Below are 15,253 nucleotides of genomic sequence, written 5' to 3'. Positions count from 1 at the left end.
TGGCGGCATGGACCGTTCTCAGCGCGGCAGGAGATTTGTCTTGGCGAGATCGAGGACCTCGTCGCCGCGGCCGCTCATGACCGCCTTCAGCACCCAGATGCTGAAGCCCTTCACCTGCTCGACGGCGATCGTCGGCGGCATCGACAACTCCTGCTTGGCTGTGACGACGTCCAATAGCGCAGGGCCGTCATGGGCGAGAATATCGCCCAGCGCACCCTGCAATTCGCCGGGGTCCTCGACCCGGCGCGCGTGAATTCCCATGGCGTTCGCCATCGCGGCGAAGTCGGGATTCTTCAGGTCGACATAGGTGTCCAGGTATCCCGCGGCTTTCATCTCGAGCGCGACGAATCCCAGCACGCCATTGTTGAAGATCACGACTTTCACCGGGAGCTTCATCTGCGTCAACGTGATGAGATCGCCCATCAACATCGTGAACCCGCCGTCACCGGAAAGCGAGATGACCTGCCGCCGCGGATCAGCCGCCTGGGCGCCGATCGCGTGCGGCATGGCGTTCGCCATGGACCCATGGACCCAGGAGCCGATCAGCCTGCGGCGCCCGTTCATCTTGAGATAGCGCGCGGCCCAGATCGTCGGCGTGCCGACGTCGGCTGTGAAGATGGCGTCATCGGTCGCCAGATCGCTGACCAGCTTGGCGAGATACTGCGGATGGATCGGCCTTTGCCCCGGCTTTCCCCTGGCAAGGTCATCAAGACCCTGACGCGCCTTCCTGTAGTGCGCGATGGCGTCATCAAGGTGCCGCCGATCCGCCTTCGTTTTCAGCAACGGCAACAGCGCGTCGATCGTTGCGCCGATATCGCCCACGAGCCCAAGGTCGAGCTTGCACCGCCTGCCGAGATTTTCCGGCCGGATGTCGACCTGCGCGATCTGACAGTCATCAGGCAGAAACTGCTTGTAGGGAAAATCGGTGCCGAGCAGCACCAGGGCGTCGCAGGCGTGCATGGCGGCGTAGCCCGACGAAAAGCCGATGAAGCCGGTCATCCCGACGTCGTAGGGATTGTCGTACTCGACAAATTCCTTGCCGCCTAACGCATGCACGATCGGGCTCTTCAGGGCCTCCGCGAGCTTCAAAAGCGAGGCGTGCGCGCCCGCGCATCCCCTGCCGCAGAACAGCGTGATGCGCCCGGCGCCATTGAGGAGGTCCGCAAGCGACTTCAGCTCCTCGGCCCTCGGTACGACGTTTGGGGCCGGAGGCAGCAAGCCGCGCGAGGTGGACAGTGCCCGCGTGACCGGCTTGCGCAGTGCGACATCGCCCGGGATGGCGACGACGGCGACGCCACGCAATCCCACGGCGGCGCGGATCGCGTTCTCGATGACGTATGGCAACTGGCTCGGGTCCGAGACGAGCTCGCAATAATGGCTGCATTCCCGGAAGAGGTTTTGCGGATGCGTCTCCTGGAAATAGCCGCCGCCGATCTCCGCGGAGGGGATTTGGGCAGCGATGGCGAGCACCGGCGTCCGGCTGCGGTGAGCATCGAACAGGCCGTTGATGAGATGAAGATTGCCGGGACCGCAGGAGCCGGCGCACACCGCCAGTTGGCCCGTGGTCTGAGCTTCGCCGGCTGCGGCGAAAGCCGCAACTTCCTCATGCCGCACGTGTACCCACTCGATCATCTCCTGGACGCGGAGCGCTTCGGTGAGCCCGTTCAGGCTGTCGCCGACAATGCCAAATATTCGCTTCACGCCCGCCTGAGCCAGTGTCGCAACCAGGAGGTCGGCCACGTTATTTATGCTGCTCGCCATCGCTCTCTCCAGCTTGTTTCTTGTCCCGATATCCGGCTATCGGCTCCGCAATCAGTACACGCGTTCCTTGGGCGGGATCGTCGACACCTCGTTCGACAGCGGCTGCAGATGGACCGGCCGGTAGTCGAGCCGGACATGGCCGCCGTCGTCGAGCCAGGACAGGGTGTGCTTGAGCCAATTCTCGTCGTCCCGCTTCGGAAAATCCTCGCGCGCATGCGCGCCGCGGCTTTCGGTCCGCCCAATAGCCGAGTGCAGGCTGACGCTCGCCTGTGCCAGCATGTTGTCGAGCTCCAGGGCTTCGGCGAGATCGGTATTGAAAATCATCGAATGATCGGCCACGGCGAGATCAGACTGCATCATCCCGATGACTTCGTCGAGCCTGCGCGACCCCTCCTCCAGCAGCGACCCGGTGCGAAAAACCGCGCAATGCCGCTGCATGGTCCGTTGCATCGCGAGCCTGATCGCGCCCGCTCCTGTCTTGCCCTTCGACCACCTGATCCGGTCGAGACGGCCGATCGCGCGGTCAGTCGCCGCTTCGGAAGCCGGAGCATGGCCCTCGCCGGGACGAAGGGTCTCGGTGACGCGGTGCGCCGCGGCGCGGCCGAACACGATGATATCGAGCAGCGAATTGGATCCGAGCCGGTTGGCGCCGTGGACCGAAACGCACGCCGCTTCGCCGATCGCCATCAATCCCGGCACTACCGCGTCCGGATTGCCGTCGCGCTTGGTGATGGCCTCGCCGTGGAGATTGGTCGGTACGCCGCCCATGTTGTAGTGGACGGTCGGCAGGACCGGAATCGGCTCGCGCGTCACATCGACGCCGGCGAAGATCCTCGCGGTCTCGCTGATCCCCGGCAGGCGCTCATGCAGGATATTGGCGCCGAGATGCTCCAGATGCAGCTCGATATAATCCTTGCGCGGCCCGCAGCCGCGACCCTCGTTGATCTCGATCGTCATCGCACGGCAGACCACGTCGCGGCCCGCGAGATCCTTGGCGCTCGGCGCGTAGCGTTCCATGAACCGCTCGCCTTGCGAATTGGTGAAATAGCCGCCCTCGCCGCGCGCGCCTTCGGTGATCAGACAGCCCGAACCGTAGATGCCGCTCGGGTGGAATTGCGTGAACTCCATGTCCTCGAGCGGAAGGCCCGCGCGCAGCACCATGGCGTTGCCGTCGCCGGTACAGGTATGGGCGGCGGTGCAGGAGAAGTAGACGCGGCCATAGCCGCCGGTTGCCAGCACCGTCTGATGCGCCCGGAAGCGATGCAGCGTGCCATCTTCCATGTTCCAGGCCAACAGGCCGCGGCAGGTGCCGTCATCGTCCATCAGCAGGTCGAGCGCGAAATATTCGACGAAGAACTCGGTATCGTGCTTCAGGCACTGCTGGTAGAGCGTGTGCAGGATGGCATGGCCGGTGCGATCGGCTGCCGCGCAGGTGCGTTGCGCCATCTGCTTGCCATAGCCGATGGTCTGGCCGCCGAACGGACGCTGATAGATCTTGCCCTCATTGGTCCGCGAGAACGGCACGCCGTAATGCTCAAGCTCAAGCACGGCAGGCACGGCCTGGCGGCACATATATTCGATCGCGTCCTGGTCCCCGAGCCAGTCGGAGCCCTTGACCGTGTCGTACATGTGGAAACGCCAGTTGTCGCCGTCGCCCATGTTGCCGAGCGAGGCCGCCATGCCGCCCTGCGCCGCCACGGTGTGGCTGCGCGTCGGAAACACCTTTGTGACGCAGGCCGTTTTCAGCCCTGAAGCCGCCATCCCGAGCGCCGCGCGCAGGCCCGCGCCGCCGGCGCCGACGATGACGACGTCATAGCTATGCTCGATGAGCTCGTAAGCTTCCGTCATCCCTCATTTCCGAAGATAAGTCCTGATCAGATGCGGATCGGTTCAATTCCGAGGACTACTCCTCTGAGCAACGGAAATCCGACCTGGTTCGGGTTTCAGCGATCATCCTGATCCCCCTGCGGCGAGATCATCGGGGCGCGGCCTGCTCGCGCGGGTCATCCTGCAGATCGTGATATTCGAGACCGAGCGGGCCAACCGCGGTCACCTGCGTGACATATTCACCGGACTTCGCCCAATGAAAATGCCAAGTCTCGCCGGGCAAGACGATGACGCTGCCCGGCGGATAGGCCTTCACCTTGTCGCCGTCGAACGCTTCGCCAAGCCCGATGTAGAAGACGCCCGACATGACGGTGTAGATGCGATCCTCGGGGTGCTTGTGCGGCATCAGTTTCGTGCCGGCAGGCACCTTCACCCTGATCATATAAGGACCGGGTTCACTGGGATGACCGACCAGGACGGCCAGGCGCGCCCCCGGCGAAAACGCGGGGAACGGTTTCCAGTCGATATCTTCGGGCAGGATCGATCTGAAAGTCGCCTCATCCGGCTGATGCGTGCGGGCCATTGCGCTCCTCCCTGATCTCAGTGGGCATGAGAACGCGGACGACGTTTCGCAAGTCCGTACCTACTGGACTAGCTTGGCGTCCAGCGTGATGGCGGCGTTGAGGACTTTTGAGACCGGGCAGTTCTTCTCGGCTTCGCCGGCGAGGCGGGCAAAGGCAGCTTCGTCCAGATTCGGCACCTTCGCGCGCAACGTCAGCGCGGAACGGCTGATGCGAAAGCCCTGGCCTTCCGGCTCGAGCGCGACGGCCGCCTCGGTCGCGAGCTCCGTCGGCGTAAAGCCCGCAGCCTGTAGACCAAAGGCCAGCGCCATGGTGAAGCAGCCGGCATGTGCCGCCGCGATCAGCTCTTCGGGATTGGTGCCCTTCTCGTTCTCGAAGCGGGTCTTGAAGGAATAAGGTGTCTCGGCGAGCACGCCGGACTCGCTGGAAAGATTGCCGCTGCCGGTGCGGCCGTTACCATGCCAGACTGCCTTTGCCTTGCGGATCATGTTACGCCTCCTTTTGCCATTTCTATTCGCTCAGCGTTTCGACGAAGGTCTTGCCGTAAGGATAAAATAGCTCCTTGCGGCCTTGTTGCCACGCGGCCTTCAGCTCGGGCGTGGTGATGTCCCAGTCCGGCCGGCACTTCATGCTGACGACGCGCAGGTCCTGACGGAGTTCTTCCACGGTCGGCCGGCCAAAGAACCAGTAGCCATTGTAGATCCTGTAGATGACGAGCCCCGGCTCGAGCACAATCACATGCGGGATCATGGGATTGTGCTTGGGGTCGGTGTATTCGGCGATGTCGAGATCCTTCTGAACGATCCGCCGTGGGTCAGAGAGGAAAGTCCAGTGCGCGCCGATACCGCTGCGGTTTTCATTGGTCTCGGTGATATTGTCGGTCGAGATCGTAACCAGCCGGCAGTAGCCGACTTCCATCTCGCGGTGGAGCTGGAGGAGGCCTTCAGCCTGCCGACGATCCTTCGGGCAGAAGCTGCCGCGGCTCAGCACGACGATCATCGGGTCGTGTCCTTGCAGCTCGGACAGCTTCCGGTGCTTTCCGGTGTGGTCGGACAGCTCGTAATCGGGAAAAACCGCACCTGGCACCATGTCGGATCGCATCGGGGCTCCTCCAGAACCAGTTTGCCTACACGGGCTGCTTCAGTGCGCTGGCGTCAACCGGCATCTTGCGCAGGCGCTTTCCGGTCGCGGCAAAGATCGCGTTGGCGATCGCGGGAACGATCGCCGACGTCCCGGTCTCGCCCATGCCGCCGGGCGGCTCCGTGCTCTTGACGAGGTGGACCTCGACCACCGGAGCCTCGTTCATGCGCAGCACCTGGTAGGTGTCAAAGTTGCTCTGTTCGACGCGCCCGTTCTTGAGCGTGATCTCGCCATAGAGCGCCGCCGTCGCACCAAAGACGATGCCGCTCATGAGCTGAGCCTGCACCGTGTCGGGATTGACGACGGTGCCGCAATCCATCGCGCAGACAACGCGGCGAACACGCACCGCGCCATCCTTCGATACCTCGACCTCGGCGACCTGCGCCAAAAGGCTGCCGAACGCGTTTTGCAGCGAGACGCCGCGGCCGCGCCCCTTGGGCAGAGGCTGACCCCAGCCGGCCTTTTCCGCCGCCAGATCGAGCACCGCCTTCGCGCGCGGGTTCTTGCCGAGGAGAGATCGCCGGAAGTCGACCGGATCCTGCTTTGCGGCTGCGGCCAGTTCGTCGATAAAGCTTTCGGTGACGAAGACATTGTGGGAGGGACCGACGCTGCGCCAGAATGCGGTCGGAATAGCCGGAGGCTCCGCCCGCACATATTCGACGTGGAAGTTCGGAAGGTCATAGACCAGATCGATCGCGCCTTCCGTCGAGTCCGGATCGAGGCCGTCCTTGAATCCCGGCGGCAGCCAGCGCGCGATCACCGAGGATCCGGCGAAGCGATTTTTCCAGGCAACCAGCCTGCCCTGCTGGTCAAGCCCTGCGGAAATGCGATCGAACCAATAAGGCCGATACATGTCGTGCTGGATGTCCTCTTCGCGCGTCCACACCACCTTGACCGGACCATCGACATGTTTGCCGATCTCGACCGCACGCACCGCACCGTCCGCCTCAAGTCGCCGGCCGAAACCGCCGCCGATCAGATGATTGTGCACGATGACCTTCTCGACCGGCAGGCCTGCGGCCTGCGCAGCCATTGCCTGGACCCGTGCCACGGCCTGGCTGCCGATCCAGATGTCGCACGCATCCTTGCGCACATGCACCGTGCAGTTCATCGGCTCCATCGTGGCGTGCGCCAGGAACGGAACCTGATAGGTCGCCTCCACCTTGGTAGCGGCGCCGGCCATCGCCTTGTCAGCATCCCCGATGTTCTGCGCCACCGCGCCGGAGCCGAGCGTCGCCTGATCGAGCTGGCGGGCGATCTCATCGGTGGCGAGCGCGGCATGCGGGCCATCGTCCCATTCGATCTTGAGCGCCTCGAGCCCCTTTTTCGCGGCGCCCATATGGTCGGCGACGACAGCAACTGCATCATCGAGCCGCACGATCTGGCGCACGCCCTTCACGGCCTTCGCCGCGGTGTCGTCGAGATTCTTGACGCGACCGCCGAAGGTAGGCGATTGCGCAAGCGTCGCGATCTTCACGCCCGCCGGCCTCGCATCGAGGCCATAAAGCGCCGTTCCATTGACCTTGCCCGGCGCATCGAGCCGCTTCGCGGGCGTGCCGATCAGCTTGAACTCGTCCGGCGATTTGAGCGCGACGCCCGTGGGCGCAGGCATCTTTGCCGCCTCAGCGGCGAGCTCGCCATATTTCAGGCGTCGTCCGGTCGGCGTGTGGATCACCTCGCCGTCCTGCGCGCGGCACGATTTCGCGTCGACTTCCCAACGCTTGGCCGCCGCGGCGACCAGCATCATCCGTGCGGTGGCACCGGCTTCGCGCAACGGCTTCCAGGCGCCGCGCATGGCGTTCGAATTGCCGGTCGCCTGCACGCCGAGCAGCGGGTTGGCATAAAGCTTTTCATTCGGCGGCGCATGCTCGAGCCGCACCTGATTCAGACTGACGTCGAGCTCTTCGGCAATCAGCATCGGGATCGAGGTGTAGGTGCCCTGCCCCATTTCGACATAGGGCATGGTGAGAACAACCTGGCCGTCACTGCCGATCCGAACGAACGCATTCGGCGCAAAGGCCTCGGAGCCGGCGGCATCGCTTCGACCAAACGGCAGGCAGAGGCTCACAATCAGGCCGCCGCTGACAGCTGCACTGGTTGCGAGGAAGGTCCGCCGCGACAGGCTGGCGTCAGACGCGCGAGGCATGATGCGATTGAAGGTCATGGTCAGCCTCCCTTCTTGCTGGATTCCGCGGCAGCGATCTTGATCGCTTCGCGGATGCGCATGTAGGTCCCACAGCGGCAGATATTCCCACTCATGGCGTCGTCGATGTCGGAATCGGTGGGCTGAGAATTGCTTGCCAGCAGCGCCGAAGCCGACATGATTTGTCCCGATTGGCAGTAGCCGCACTGAACGACCTCATGGTCGAGCCAGGCCTTCTGGATCTTTGCGCCGGCGGGCGTCGTACCGATCGCCTCGATCGTCATGACCTGAGACTCGCCGACGCTGTCGATCGGGGTAACGCAGGAGCGCGTCGCGACACCATCGATATGCACGGTGCAGGCACCGCATAGCGCCACGCCGCAGCCGAATTTCGTGCCTGTCATGCCCAGCACGTCGCGCAGCACCCAGAGCAGCGGCGTATCGCCATCGACATCGACGCTGTGGGCGTTTCCATTGACTTTGATGGTAAAGGCCATAGTGCCTCTCCTCTGTTGCGGTTGGCCCCGCGCGACGTGACGGCCACGCGGGAATTCGTCTCGACATCGCCGGCGCGATGCAGCCTTCACGTCGATTTGCGGAGCGGCCGGAAGCCCGCACGAACCTCCTGTGAAAAGAGCTGCGGCTGCTCCCAGGCCGCGAAGTGACCGCCCTTGTCGAGCTTGTTGTAATGGATGAGTTTGGGATAGGCGCGCTCAGTCCAGCTTCGCGGCGCCTGATAGAGCTCGTCAGGAAAGGCGCTGACGGCGACCGGGATCGTGACGTTCTTGGGCTTGAAGAAGGCCAGCTTGCTTTCCCAATACAAGCGAGCCGAAGAAACCGCCGTGTTGGTCAGCCAGTAGAGCGTGATGTTGTCGAGGATGTCGTCTCGCGTGAGGCCTTCGGACTGGCCGTCGAAGACGCGTGCGATGAGTGCGTAACTGCGCGCGTCGTGGTCGAGCATCCAGGCGGCGAGGCCAACGGGTGAATCCACGAGACCGTATAACGTCTGCGGCCGGTTCGCCATCTCCTGGGCGTAGCCCAGGCCGTGCTTGTAGAAGAAGTCGAGTTGGTCGTAGGCGTGCTTCTCGTCGCTCGAGAGGCCGGACACCGGCGGGCCGCCATGGAGCGCGCTTTCCACGTCATCCGGAACAGTGGCGGGCATGTTGGTGTGGATGCCGATCAATTCCGGTGGCGCCAGCAGGGCCATCTGCTCCGTGACCGCATTCCCCCAGTCGCCGCCTTGCGCGACAAATCGCGTGTATCCGAGGCGCCGCATCAGCACGATCCAGGCACGCGCGACGCGAATGGGATCCCAGCCGGTCGCGGTCGGCTTGCCCGAAAAGCCGTAACCCGGCAGCGACGGGATCACCAGATGGAACGCGTCCGACGCGCTCGCGCCGTACGCCGTGGGATCGGTCAGCGGAGCGACGATCTTGAGCTGCTCGATGATCGAGCCGGGCCAAACGTGCGTGACGATGAGCGGCAGCGCGTTGTCGTGTTTCGAACGAACGTGAATGAAATGAATGTCGAGCCCGTCGATCTCGGTGACGAACTGCGGCAAGGCGTTGAGCTGCGCCTCGACCTTCCGCCAATCATGCTCCGTCTGCCAATAGCGTACGAGTTCTCGGATGGTCGCCAGTTGCACCCCTTGGGACTGATCGGCGACAGTCTCCTTCTCCGGCAACCGCGTCGCCGCGAGGCGGCGGCGCAGGTCGACGAGATCGTCCGCCGGTACATTGATACGGAACGGGCGAATGGCGTCGCCGGTGGCCGCCGGCGCCGAACCCAGGGGAAACAGGCTGGCGGCGCCGGCCGCGGCGATGCCCATTGCGGCCGTGCTCAAGAGCTGGCGCCGGTTCCGATCGACGACGTCGGAGCTTGATTGCGAACGCATAGCTGTATCTCCCTGACTCGATTGAGCGTCCCGACCCCGCTTGGGTCTGGCCGCTGCTGGAGACGACATTCGCGCAAAGGCCGGGAAATAGCCCGTTATGTGTTGTTAGAGGTCGTTAGCCGTTGCGAGCGGCGGTCGTTACCGGCCCTGTGAGCTGAGCTCGGTCAATGTGGAGCATTGACGAAGCTGCAAACCAGTGCCGCAATCTCGTCGGCGGCCGTGTCCAGCGCAAAATGACCGGCATCAAGCACGTGAACCTGGGCGGTCGGCACGTCGCGGCGATAAGCCTCCGGTTCCGAGATGTCGAACGAAGGGTCGTATTTGCCCCAGACCACAAGGAGACGCGGCTGATGTGCGCGCATCCAGCCCTGCCACCTGGGGTAGGTTTCCACGTTGGTCCGATAATCGTAGAACAGGTCGGTCTGAATGTCAGCCTGCCCCGGCTGGCTGAGGAACGCAAATTCGTCGGTCCACAAATCCGGATCATAGCGTTCGACATTCGGGTCGCTGCCGACGTGCCGCGTTTTCGTCGCGGCAAGCGACAGAAAATTCGAGCGAAGCGCACCCTCGTGGGCCGCCCGGTCGACCCAAAAGGCGCGCCGCGGCTTCCAAAGCTCACCCAGACCCCCGTTATGCGCGACGGCATTCTGGACGATGAGGGCCTCGACCCGCTCCGGATGGGCGAGCGCCATGCGAAAGCCGACCGGGCCGCCGTAGTCCTGCATGTAGAGCGTGTAGCGCGAAAGGCCGAGCGCTTCAGTGAAATGATTCATGACGTCGGCGAGATGATCGAACGTGTAGGCGAACTCTTTCGGCTTGGGCCAGTCGCTGTGGCCGAAACCGGGATAGTCCGGCGCCACAAGATGGTAGCGCCCGGAAAGTCGGGCAAAAAGCGGCTCGAACATCCGCGATGAGGAAGGAAATCCGTGCAGCAACAACAGCGTCGGCGCATCTTCCGGGCCTGCCTCGCGATAGAAGATCGATAACCCGTCGACCTGCTTTCTGAGATAACGCGTCGGGCGTCGCATGGCGGAATCCTTTCCTTGGGCAAGGGGCAACCAGCACAACTGATGCGAGTACCACGGAAAGCACGGACGATATCGGCGCCATCCTCATCATAGCAATTCGATCCGGGGCCGGTCACGCAAACTGGATACGCATTCCGCACATTCCGAGCAGGATAAGCGTCGCCACGAGGCCACCGACCAACGAACCGCCGATCATGACTCGATCAGCGATCGCCTTGCGCCACCCATGGGCGAGGAGCACGAGCCTCAGCCCGGACGACAAATGAGACAGAACAAAAAATACCCCAAGCCAGTAGTGCGGGACGAGACGAATGTTGCGAGGGTCCCGGATAAGCCCTGCAGGCGCACCCGTGGCAAACGCCCAGTTCGTGTCTATTCCAAGATAGGTTCGGGCAAGAATGAAAACGGAATCCATGTGGCCGACCACGTAGAATGCGAGATACGTTCCTGAGGCGAGCTGGAAGGCACGAAACAGGTCCATTCGCCCTGCCACGTATTTCCGGCTCAGCCAGAGGCCCGACGCCGCCTGGAACAGCAGCAGGCCCACCAGCAACGGCTCAACGAGTTTTGCCCGGTAGAGGTTGCGCGCCACCTTCATGAAGGCAGCGTGAGCTTCCGCGCCGAACAGGCCCATCAGGTGGTTGCTGAGATGCAGGGCAGGAAACAAGAGAATGATCACCGAAGCGGAGATCCCATGCACGACCCGAACGGTTGAGACTCGCTGCGAGGGAGCTGTCTCATGGGGCTCTCCCCCGGATAGGCCGCCGAGGCCAACAAAGGCGATGGCTCCCATCCAGATGGCCACCCACGCCACGCTGTCCGGAATTGGATTGTGGGCCATGAAGAGCAGGACACCGAGAAAGACAAGAATGGTCGGCGCGGCAACCGAGATGAATGCAACGCGCCGAGCGCGAAGCTGTCGTGCATTTGGCTTGTCGATGCTGGCGAGATGCAGGGCCGCAAGCAGGATCAGACCCGGCAGGAGAAACAACGAGGCAAATGAAGCGGCCGCCGCGACGATCGCGATCGGCGATCTTCCGCCGGTCTCGAATGCGTTCACCGACCAGTGAAAGCACCACAGCGTAACCGGATAAATCAGGGCAGCGACCGGCGCGAGATAATCGACAGCTGGTCCCTCCAGCAGGAATGAAGATCGCCGCACCGACGTCGACATCGTCAATTCGTTTTGCATTGAAGCCACAAATTCCGTTGCTCAGCACACGACCTGCATAACCCCTCCGCAACCAGGTTTCTTCCGTTCACGATGTCGTAGGTGCTCGTGCGAGCGGTCTCGTCCGCACGGAGTCGATGGCCAAGGGCTCAATTGCATTGCCCGTCATCTCTTGAGAGGAGCCATGGTATTCCAGTCGTCGGGCAGGTCGAAGGGTCGCGGCCGCGACGGCTTCGCTATGGTGCGGGCCTCGCGATTGGCATAAAATGTCGCGCAGACAGTGCGCTACAAGAGACGACGCCAATGAAGACGCCGGCAGCGCAAACCAACGAGGTCATCTCGTTCGGTCCTTTCAGCCTCGTCGCGAACGAGAGACGGCTGACCAAGGACGGAGCTGCCGCCGAATTGAGCGAGCGGGCCTTCGATATTTTGGTCGTCCTGGTGTCATGCCCCAACGAAGTCGTCGGCAAGGACGATCTGCGCACACAGGTCTGGCCCAATGTCACCGTCGAGGGGGGCAGCCTGCGATTTCACATCGCAAGCCTCCGCGGGGCGCCTGACGATGATCCTGCAAAAAAGCGTGTTGTCGATCCCGCGATAAACCTCGGGGCGTGCTCGCCGCTTTCGCTGAAGGGTCAGGCCGCGAGAAGTGGCTGAAACGACATTCGCAGGCCGACTATGCGTTGCGCCTCGTGACATAAAAGAGAGGTAAGACAAGCGATTATACGATCACACCTTGTTTACCGCCGGTTCGCCCCGGGCTAGTAAAAAAGCGGTCCGGAACCATCCTCTAACAAGAAGCAAGCGCGCGTGCCCCGCGAAAATACTGAGGACGCCGCCATATCCTTCGGCCCGTTCAAGCTGCTCCCGAAGGCAAGGCTGCTGGAAAAGGATGGCGCCCCCGTCCACATCGGCGGCCGTGCGCTCGATATCCTCATCTTCCTCGCCGAGCGAGCCGGCGAGATCGTCAACAAGAGAGAGTTGGTCGAACGAGTCTGGGCCGGCGTGAACGTGGATGAAGGCAGTCTCCGATTCCATGTCACCGCGCTGCGCAAGGCGCTCCGCAATGGAGAGTCCGACGCGCGCTATGTCGTGAACGTTCCAGGACGCGGCTATTGTTTCGCCGCGCCGATCGCGGCGACCGCCGTATCGCGTACCGCGCCATCCGTCAACGGACACACCACCGGCCATTCCCTGCCCGCCCAGCTTTCCAAGATGATCGGTCGGACGGAATCGATCGACAGGATTTCGGCCGAGCTTCAACTTCATCGCCTCGTCGCAATCGTGGGGCCCGGCGGCATCGGGAAGACGTCGGTTGCCGTCGCCGTGGCGCACCGCCAGCTTGCGGCGTTCGGCGGCCAGGTCTTCTTCATCGATTTCAGCGCGCTCCGGGACATCCAGCTTGTACCAAGCGCGATCGCATCGGGTCTGGGCCTGACCGTCAGCTCTGACAACCCTATGCCAGGGCTGATCACCTTCCTGCGCAACAAGCGGATGCTGCTGATCTTCGATAGTTGCGAGCATGTGCTGGACACACTGGCGCCGCTCACAGAAAGCATTGTCAGGGAGGCTGGCGAACTCCATATCCTGGCAACCAGCCGCGAATCCTTTCGCATCGAAAGCGAACAGGTCTACCGGCTGTTCCCGCTCGATTGTCCGCCCCGGCGTGACGGCTTGAATGCAGCCGAGGCGCTTACCTATCCCGCGGTGCAGCTTTTCGTCGATCGCGTCACCGCGAGCCTCGGCGAGTTCAAGCTCAGCGACGACGAGGCGCCGCTGGTTGCGGAGATCTGCACCAAGCTGGACGGCATCGCGCTGGCGATCGAGCTCGCCGCCGGCAGGGTCAATGCCTATGGCATTGCAGGCATCGCATCGCTGCTCAACAGCCGCTTTTCGCTGTTGTGGCAAGGCAGACGCACGGCGATACCCAGACATCAGACCCTGAGCGCCGCGCTCGGCTGGAGCTACGACCTGCTGCCGGCAGCCGAGAGCGCCACGTTGCGCCGCTTGTCGGTATTTGTCGGCCCGTTTACGCTCGACGCAGCGCTTGCGGTTGCAACCGGCGAAGGCCTCGGCGAGCCGGAGGTCATCGAAGCGATCGCGGGCCTGGTGGTGAAGTCACTGATCGCGACGCCCTATTCGGTGCGACCGCTGCGGTATCGCCTGCTCGATACGACGCGCGCCTTTGCGGCCGAGAAGCTCGCGACAAGCGGCGAGGCGGATCGCGTCCACCGCGTCCATGCAGAACACTTCATCGACCTGCTCGCCGACATTCCCGCCGACTCCACGCGCGTTCCGACAGGAGAAAGCTTCCTTCCTCACGCCGAACATCTCGCCAATGTGCGCGCCGCGCTCGACTGGAGCTTTTCCGAACACGGAGATCGCCGCATCGCGGTGGATCTCGCCGCGGCAGCCGCTCAATTCTTTCTCGAGCTTTCGCTGTTGACCGAATGCAATCGCTGGACCAGGCAGGCGCTTGCCTCGCTCGAGGGGGGATCGACCGGCCCTCGCCGGGAGATGGAGCTGCAAGCCGCGCTCGGCGTGTCCGTGATGTTTACGCAAGGCAATGCCGAGGCGGTCCGGTCGGCCTTCACGCGCAGCCTCGCCCTTGCCAGGTCGCTTGACGATCTGCATTGGCAATTGTGGCTGTTGCGGGGGCTTCATATCTACCTGACCCGGATCGGCGACTTCCGCGGCGCGCTGCACATGGGCGAGCAGGGTGAGGCTGTTGCCAGGGCATTGGATGATCCTGCCAGCACGCTGAACGTCGAATGGATGCTCGGCGTCGCCCACCACCTGATCGGCAACCAGGACAAGGCCGTCGAGCTCTGCGAGAGCGCGATGACCCATAATCCGAGCTCGCAGCGCCTCAACATTCTTCGGCTGGGATATGACGACCGCCTCATTGCGCTGGTGGCATTCGCGCGGAGCCTGTGGCTGACCGGGCACCCCGATCGAGCCGTGGAGGCCGCGCGATATACGATCGGCGAAGCGGAGCGCCTCGAGCAGCCGCTGACGCTCGGCATTTCCCTGATCTGGACGATCTACGTGTTTCTCTGGACCGGGGACTGGACCAACGCCGAAAACCTGATCGAACGATTGATCGATCACGCGGCGAAGCATTTTCTCGGGCCGTACCACGCGGTCGGCATCGGTCAGAAGGGAGAACTTCTGGTCCGCCGCGGCGAAGTCCGCGCCGGAATCGAGCATCTGCGCCGCAGTCAGGCGACACTGTACGAGACGCGCCACCGGATCATGACGACGGTGTTTGCAACTGCGCTGGCCGAAGGCCTGACGTCGCTGAACCAGTTCGACGAGGCGCTGCATACGATCGACGGCGCCATGGCCCAGATCGGCGATAGCGGGGAGTCCTTCGATCTGCCCGAAATGCTCCGGGTCAAGGGTCATATCCTGGGCTTGTGCGGTCGCACCGCCGAGGCCGAAAGCTGGCTGCTGCGGGCGATCGAGATTGCCCGCAAGCAATCTGCGCTCGGGTGGGAATTGCGCGCGGCACTCACGCTCGGACGGCTTTGGCGGCAGAGCGGCCGCGGCGCCGAGGCGTGCGCCTTGATCGCCCCGCTTCATGCCCGATACACCGAAGGCCTCGCCAGCCTCGACCTGATTGCTGCAAGGACCCTGCTTGAGGCAGAAAATCGCGCGCCACGTCAATAAGATAGAATCGCGCAACGCGCTTGCAACTCCTAACAA

Annotated in this window: 12 protein-coding genes; 2 read left to right on the top strand and 10 right to left on the bottom strand. The window is 63.2% G+C overall.

The annotated features are described in order from the left end of the window. Positions 1–18: 18 nt before the first annotated feature. From poxB to QOU61_RS11585, 10 genes are all read right to left on the bottom strand, one after another. On the bottom strand, positions 19–1,761 hold the full coding sequence (poxB, locus tag QOU61_RS11630; RefSeq protein ID WP_289658470.1) for a ubiquinone-dependent pyruvate dehydrogenase: 1,743 nt from the start codon (positions 1,759–1,761) through the stop codon (positions 19–21). Positions 1,762–1,812: 51 nt separating this feature from the next. Further along, positions 1,813–3,609, bottom strand: a complete 1,797-nt coding sequence (gene sdhA, locus QOU61_RS11625) for a succinate dehydrogenase flavoprotein subunit (RefSeq protein WP_289658469.1) — start codon at positions 3,607–3,609, stop codon at positions 1,813–1,815. Between the two features lie 127 nt (positions 3,610–3,736). Further along, the gene (locus tag QOU61_RS11620; protein WP_289658468.1) at positions 3,737–4,171 is read right to left on the bottom strand and encodes a cupin domain-containing protein; all 435 of its coding nucleotides are present in this window, start codon (positions 4,169–4,171) and stop codon (positions 3,737–3,739) included. Positions 4,172–4,231: 60 nt separating this feature from the next. Beyond that, positions 4,232–4,657: an OsmC family protein gene (locus QOU61_RS11615; RefSeq protein WP_289658467.1), complete on the bottom strand. Its 426-nt coding sequence runs from the start codon at positions 4,655–4,657 to the stop codon at positions 4,232–4,234. 22 nt (positions 4,658–4,679) lie between these two features. Next, on the bottom strand, positions 4,680–5,270 hold the full coding sequence (locus tag QOU61_RS11610) for a redoxin domain-containing protein (protein WP_289658466.1): 591 nt from the start codon (positions 5,268–5,270) through the stop codon (positions 4,680–4,682). Positions 5,271–5,295: 25 nt separating this feature from the next. Continuing rightward, positions 5,296–7,473, bottom strand: coding sequence for a xanthine dehydrogenase family protein molybdopterin-binding subunit (locus QOU61_RS11605; RefSeq protein ID WP_289658465.1), 2,178 nt, complete (start codon positions 7,471–7,473; stop codon positions 5,296–5,298). A gap of 2 nt (positions 7,474–7,475) precedes the next feature. Continuing rightward, positions 7,476–7,949, bottom strand: a complete 474-nt coding sequence (locus QOU61_RS11600; protein WP_289658464.1) for a (2Fe-2S)-binding protein — start codon at positions 7,947–7,949, stop codon at positions 7,476–7,478. 86 nt (positions 7,950–8,035) lie between these two features. Continuing rightward, positions 8,036–9,346: an epoxide hydrolase family protein gene (locus QOU61_RS11595; RefSeq protein ID WP_289658463.1), complete on the bottom strand. Its 1,311-nt coding sequence runs from the start codon at positions 9,344–9,346 to the stop codon at positions 8,036–8,038. A 164-nt stretch (positions 9,347–9,510) separates the two neighbouring features. After that, positions 9,511–10,374 carry an alpha/beta fold hydrolase gene (locus tag QOU61_RS11590; protein WP_289658462.1) on the bottom strand — a complete coding sequence of 288 codons (864 nt, stop codon included), beginning with the start codon at positions 10,372–10,374 and terminating at the stop codon, positions 9,511–9,513. Positions 10,375–10,486: 112 nt separating this feature from the next. Continuing rightward, positions 10,487–11,548 (bottom strand): hypothetical protein, encoded by a 1,062-nt coding sequence (locus QOU61_RS11585; protein WP_289658461.1) that lies wholly within the window; start codon positions 11,546–11,548, stop codon positions 10,487–10,489. A gap of 300 nt (positions 11,549–11,848) precedes the next feature. Here QOU61_RS11585 and QOU61_RS11580 point away from each other — a divergent pair, with 300 nt between their 5' ends. After that, the gene (locus QOU61_RS11580; RefSeq protein WP_289658460.1) at positions 11,849–12,202 is read left to right on the top strand and encodes a winged helix-turn-helix domain-containing protein; all 354 of its coding nucleotides are present in this window, start codon (positions 11,849–11,851) and stop codon (positions 12,200–12,202) included. 153 nt (positions 12,203–12,355) lie between these two features. Continuing rightward, positions 12,356–15,217, top strand: coding sequence for an ATP-binding protein (locus QOU61_RS11575; RefSeq protein ID WP_289658459.1), 2,862 nt, complete (start codon positions 12,356–12,358; stop codon positions 15,215–15,217). Positions 15,218–15,253: the final 36 nt, after the last annotated feature.

Source organism: Bradyrhizobium sp. NP1 (genome assembly GCF_030378205.1).
In the GTDB taxonomy this organism is placed as follows: Bacteria; Pseudomonadota; Alphaproteobacteria; order Rhizobiales; family Xanthobacteraceae; genus Bradyrhizobium.
Note: the sequence above shows the minus strand (reverse complement) of the source record. Positions and strands in the feature narration are given on the sequence as shown.

What these genes read in the sequence shown, in the direction of transcription:
- QOU61_RS11610 (WP_289658466.1), bottom strand. Translation starts at nt 5,270, where the DNA reads ATGCGATCCGACATGGTGCCAGGTGCGGTTTTTCCCGATTACGAGCTG.
- QOU61_RS11585 (WP_289658461.1), bottom strand. Translation starts at nt 11,548, where the DNA reads ATGTCGACGTCGGTGCGGCGATCTTCATTCCTGCTGGAGGGACCAGCT.
- QOU61_RS11620 (WP_289658468.1), bottom strand. Translation starts at nt 4,171, where the DNA reads ATGGCCCGCACGCATCAGCCGGATGAGGCGACTTTCAGATCGATCCTG.
- QOU61_RS11595 (WP_289658463.1), bottom strand. Translation starts at nt 9,346, where the DNA reads ATGCGTTCGCAATCAAGCTCCGACGTCGTCGATCGGAACCGGCGCCAG.
- QOU61_RS11580 (WP_289658460.1), top strand. Translation starts at nt 11,849, where the DNA reads ATGAAGACGCCGGCAGCGCAAACCAACGAGGTCATCTCGTTCGGTCCT.
- QOU61_RS11615 (WP_289658467.1), bottom strand. Translation starts at nt 4,657, where the DNA reads ATGATCCGCAAGGCAAAGGCAGTCTGGCATGGTAACGGCCGCACCGGC.
- QOU61_RS11590 (WP_289658462.1), bottom strand. Translation starts at nt 10,374, where the DNA reads ATGCGACGCCCGACGCGTTATCTCAGAAAGCAGGTCGACGGGTTATCG.
- poxB (WP_289658470.1), bottom strand. Translation starts at nt 1,761, where the DNA reads ATGGCGAGCAGCATAAATAACGTGGCCGACCTCCTGGTTGCGACACTG.
- QOU61_RS11600 (WP_289658464.1), bottom strand. Translation starts at nt 7,949, where the DNA reads ATGGCCTTTACCATCAAAGTCAATGGAAACGCCCACAGCGTCGATGTC.
- QOU61_RS11605 (WP_289658465.1), bottom strand. Translation starts at nt 7,473, where the DNA reads ATGACCTTCAATCGCATCATGCCTCGCGCGTCTGACGCCAGCCTGTCG.
- sdhA (WP_289658469.1), bottom strand. Translation starts at nt 3,609, where the DNA reads ATGACGGAAGCTTACGAGCTCATCGAGCATAGCTATGACGTCGTCATC.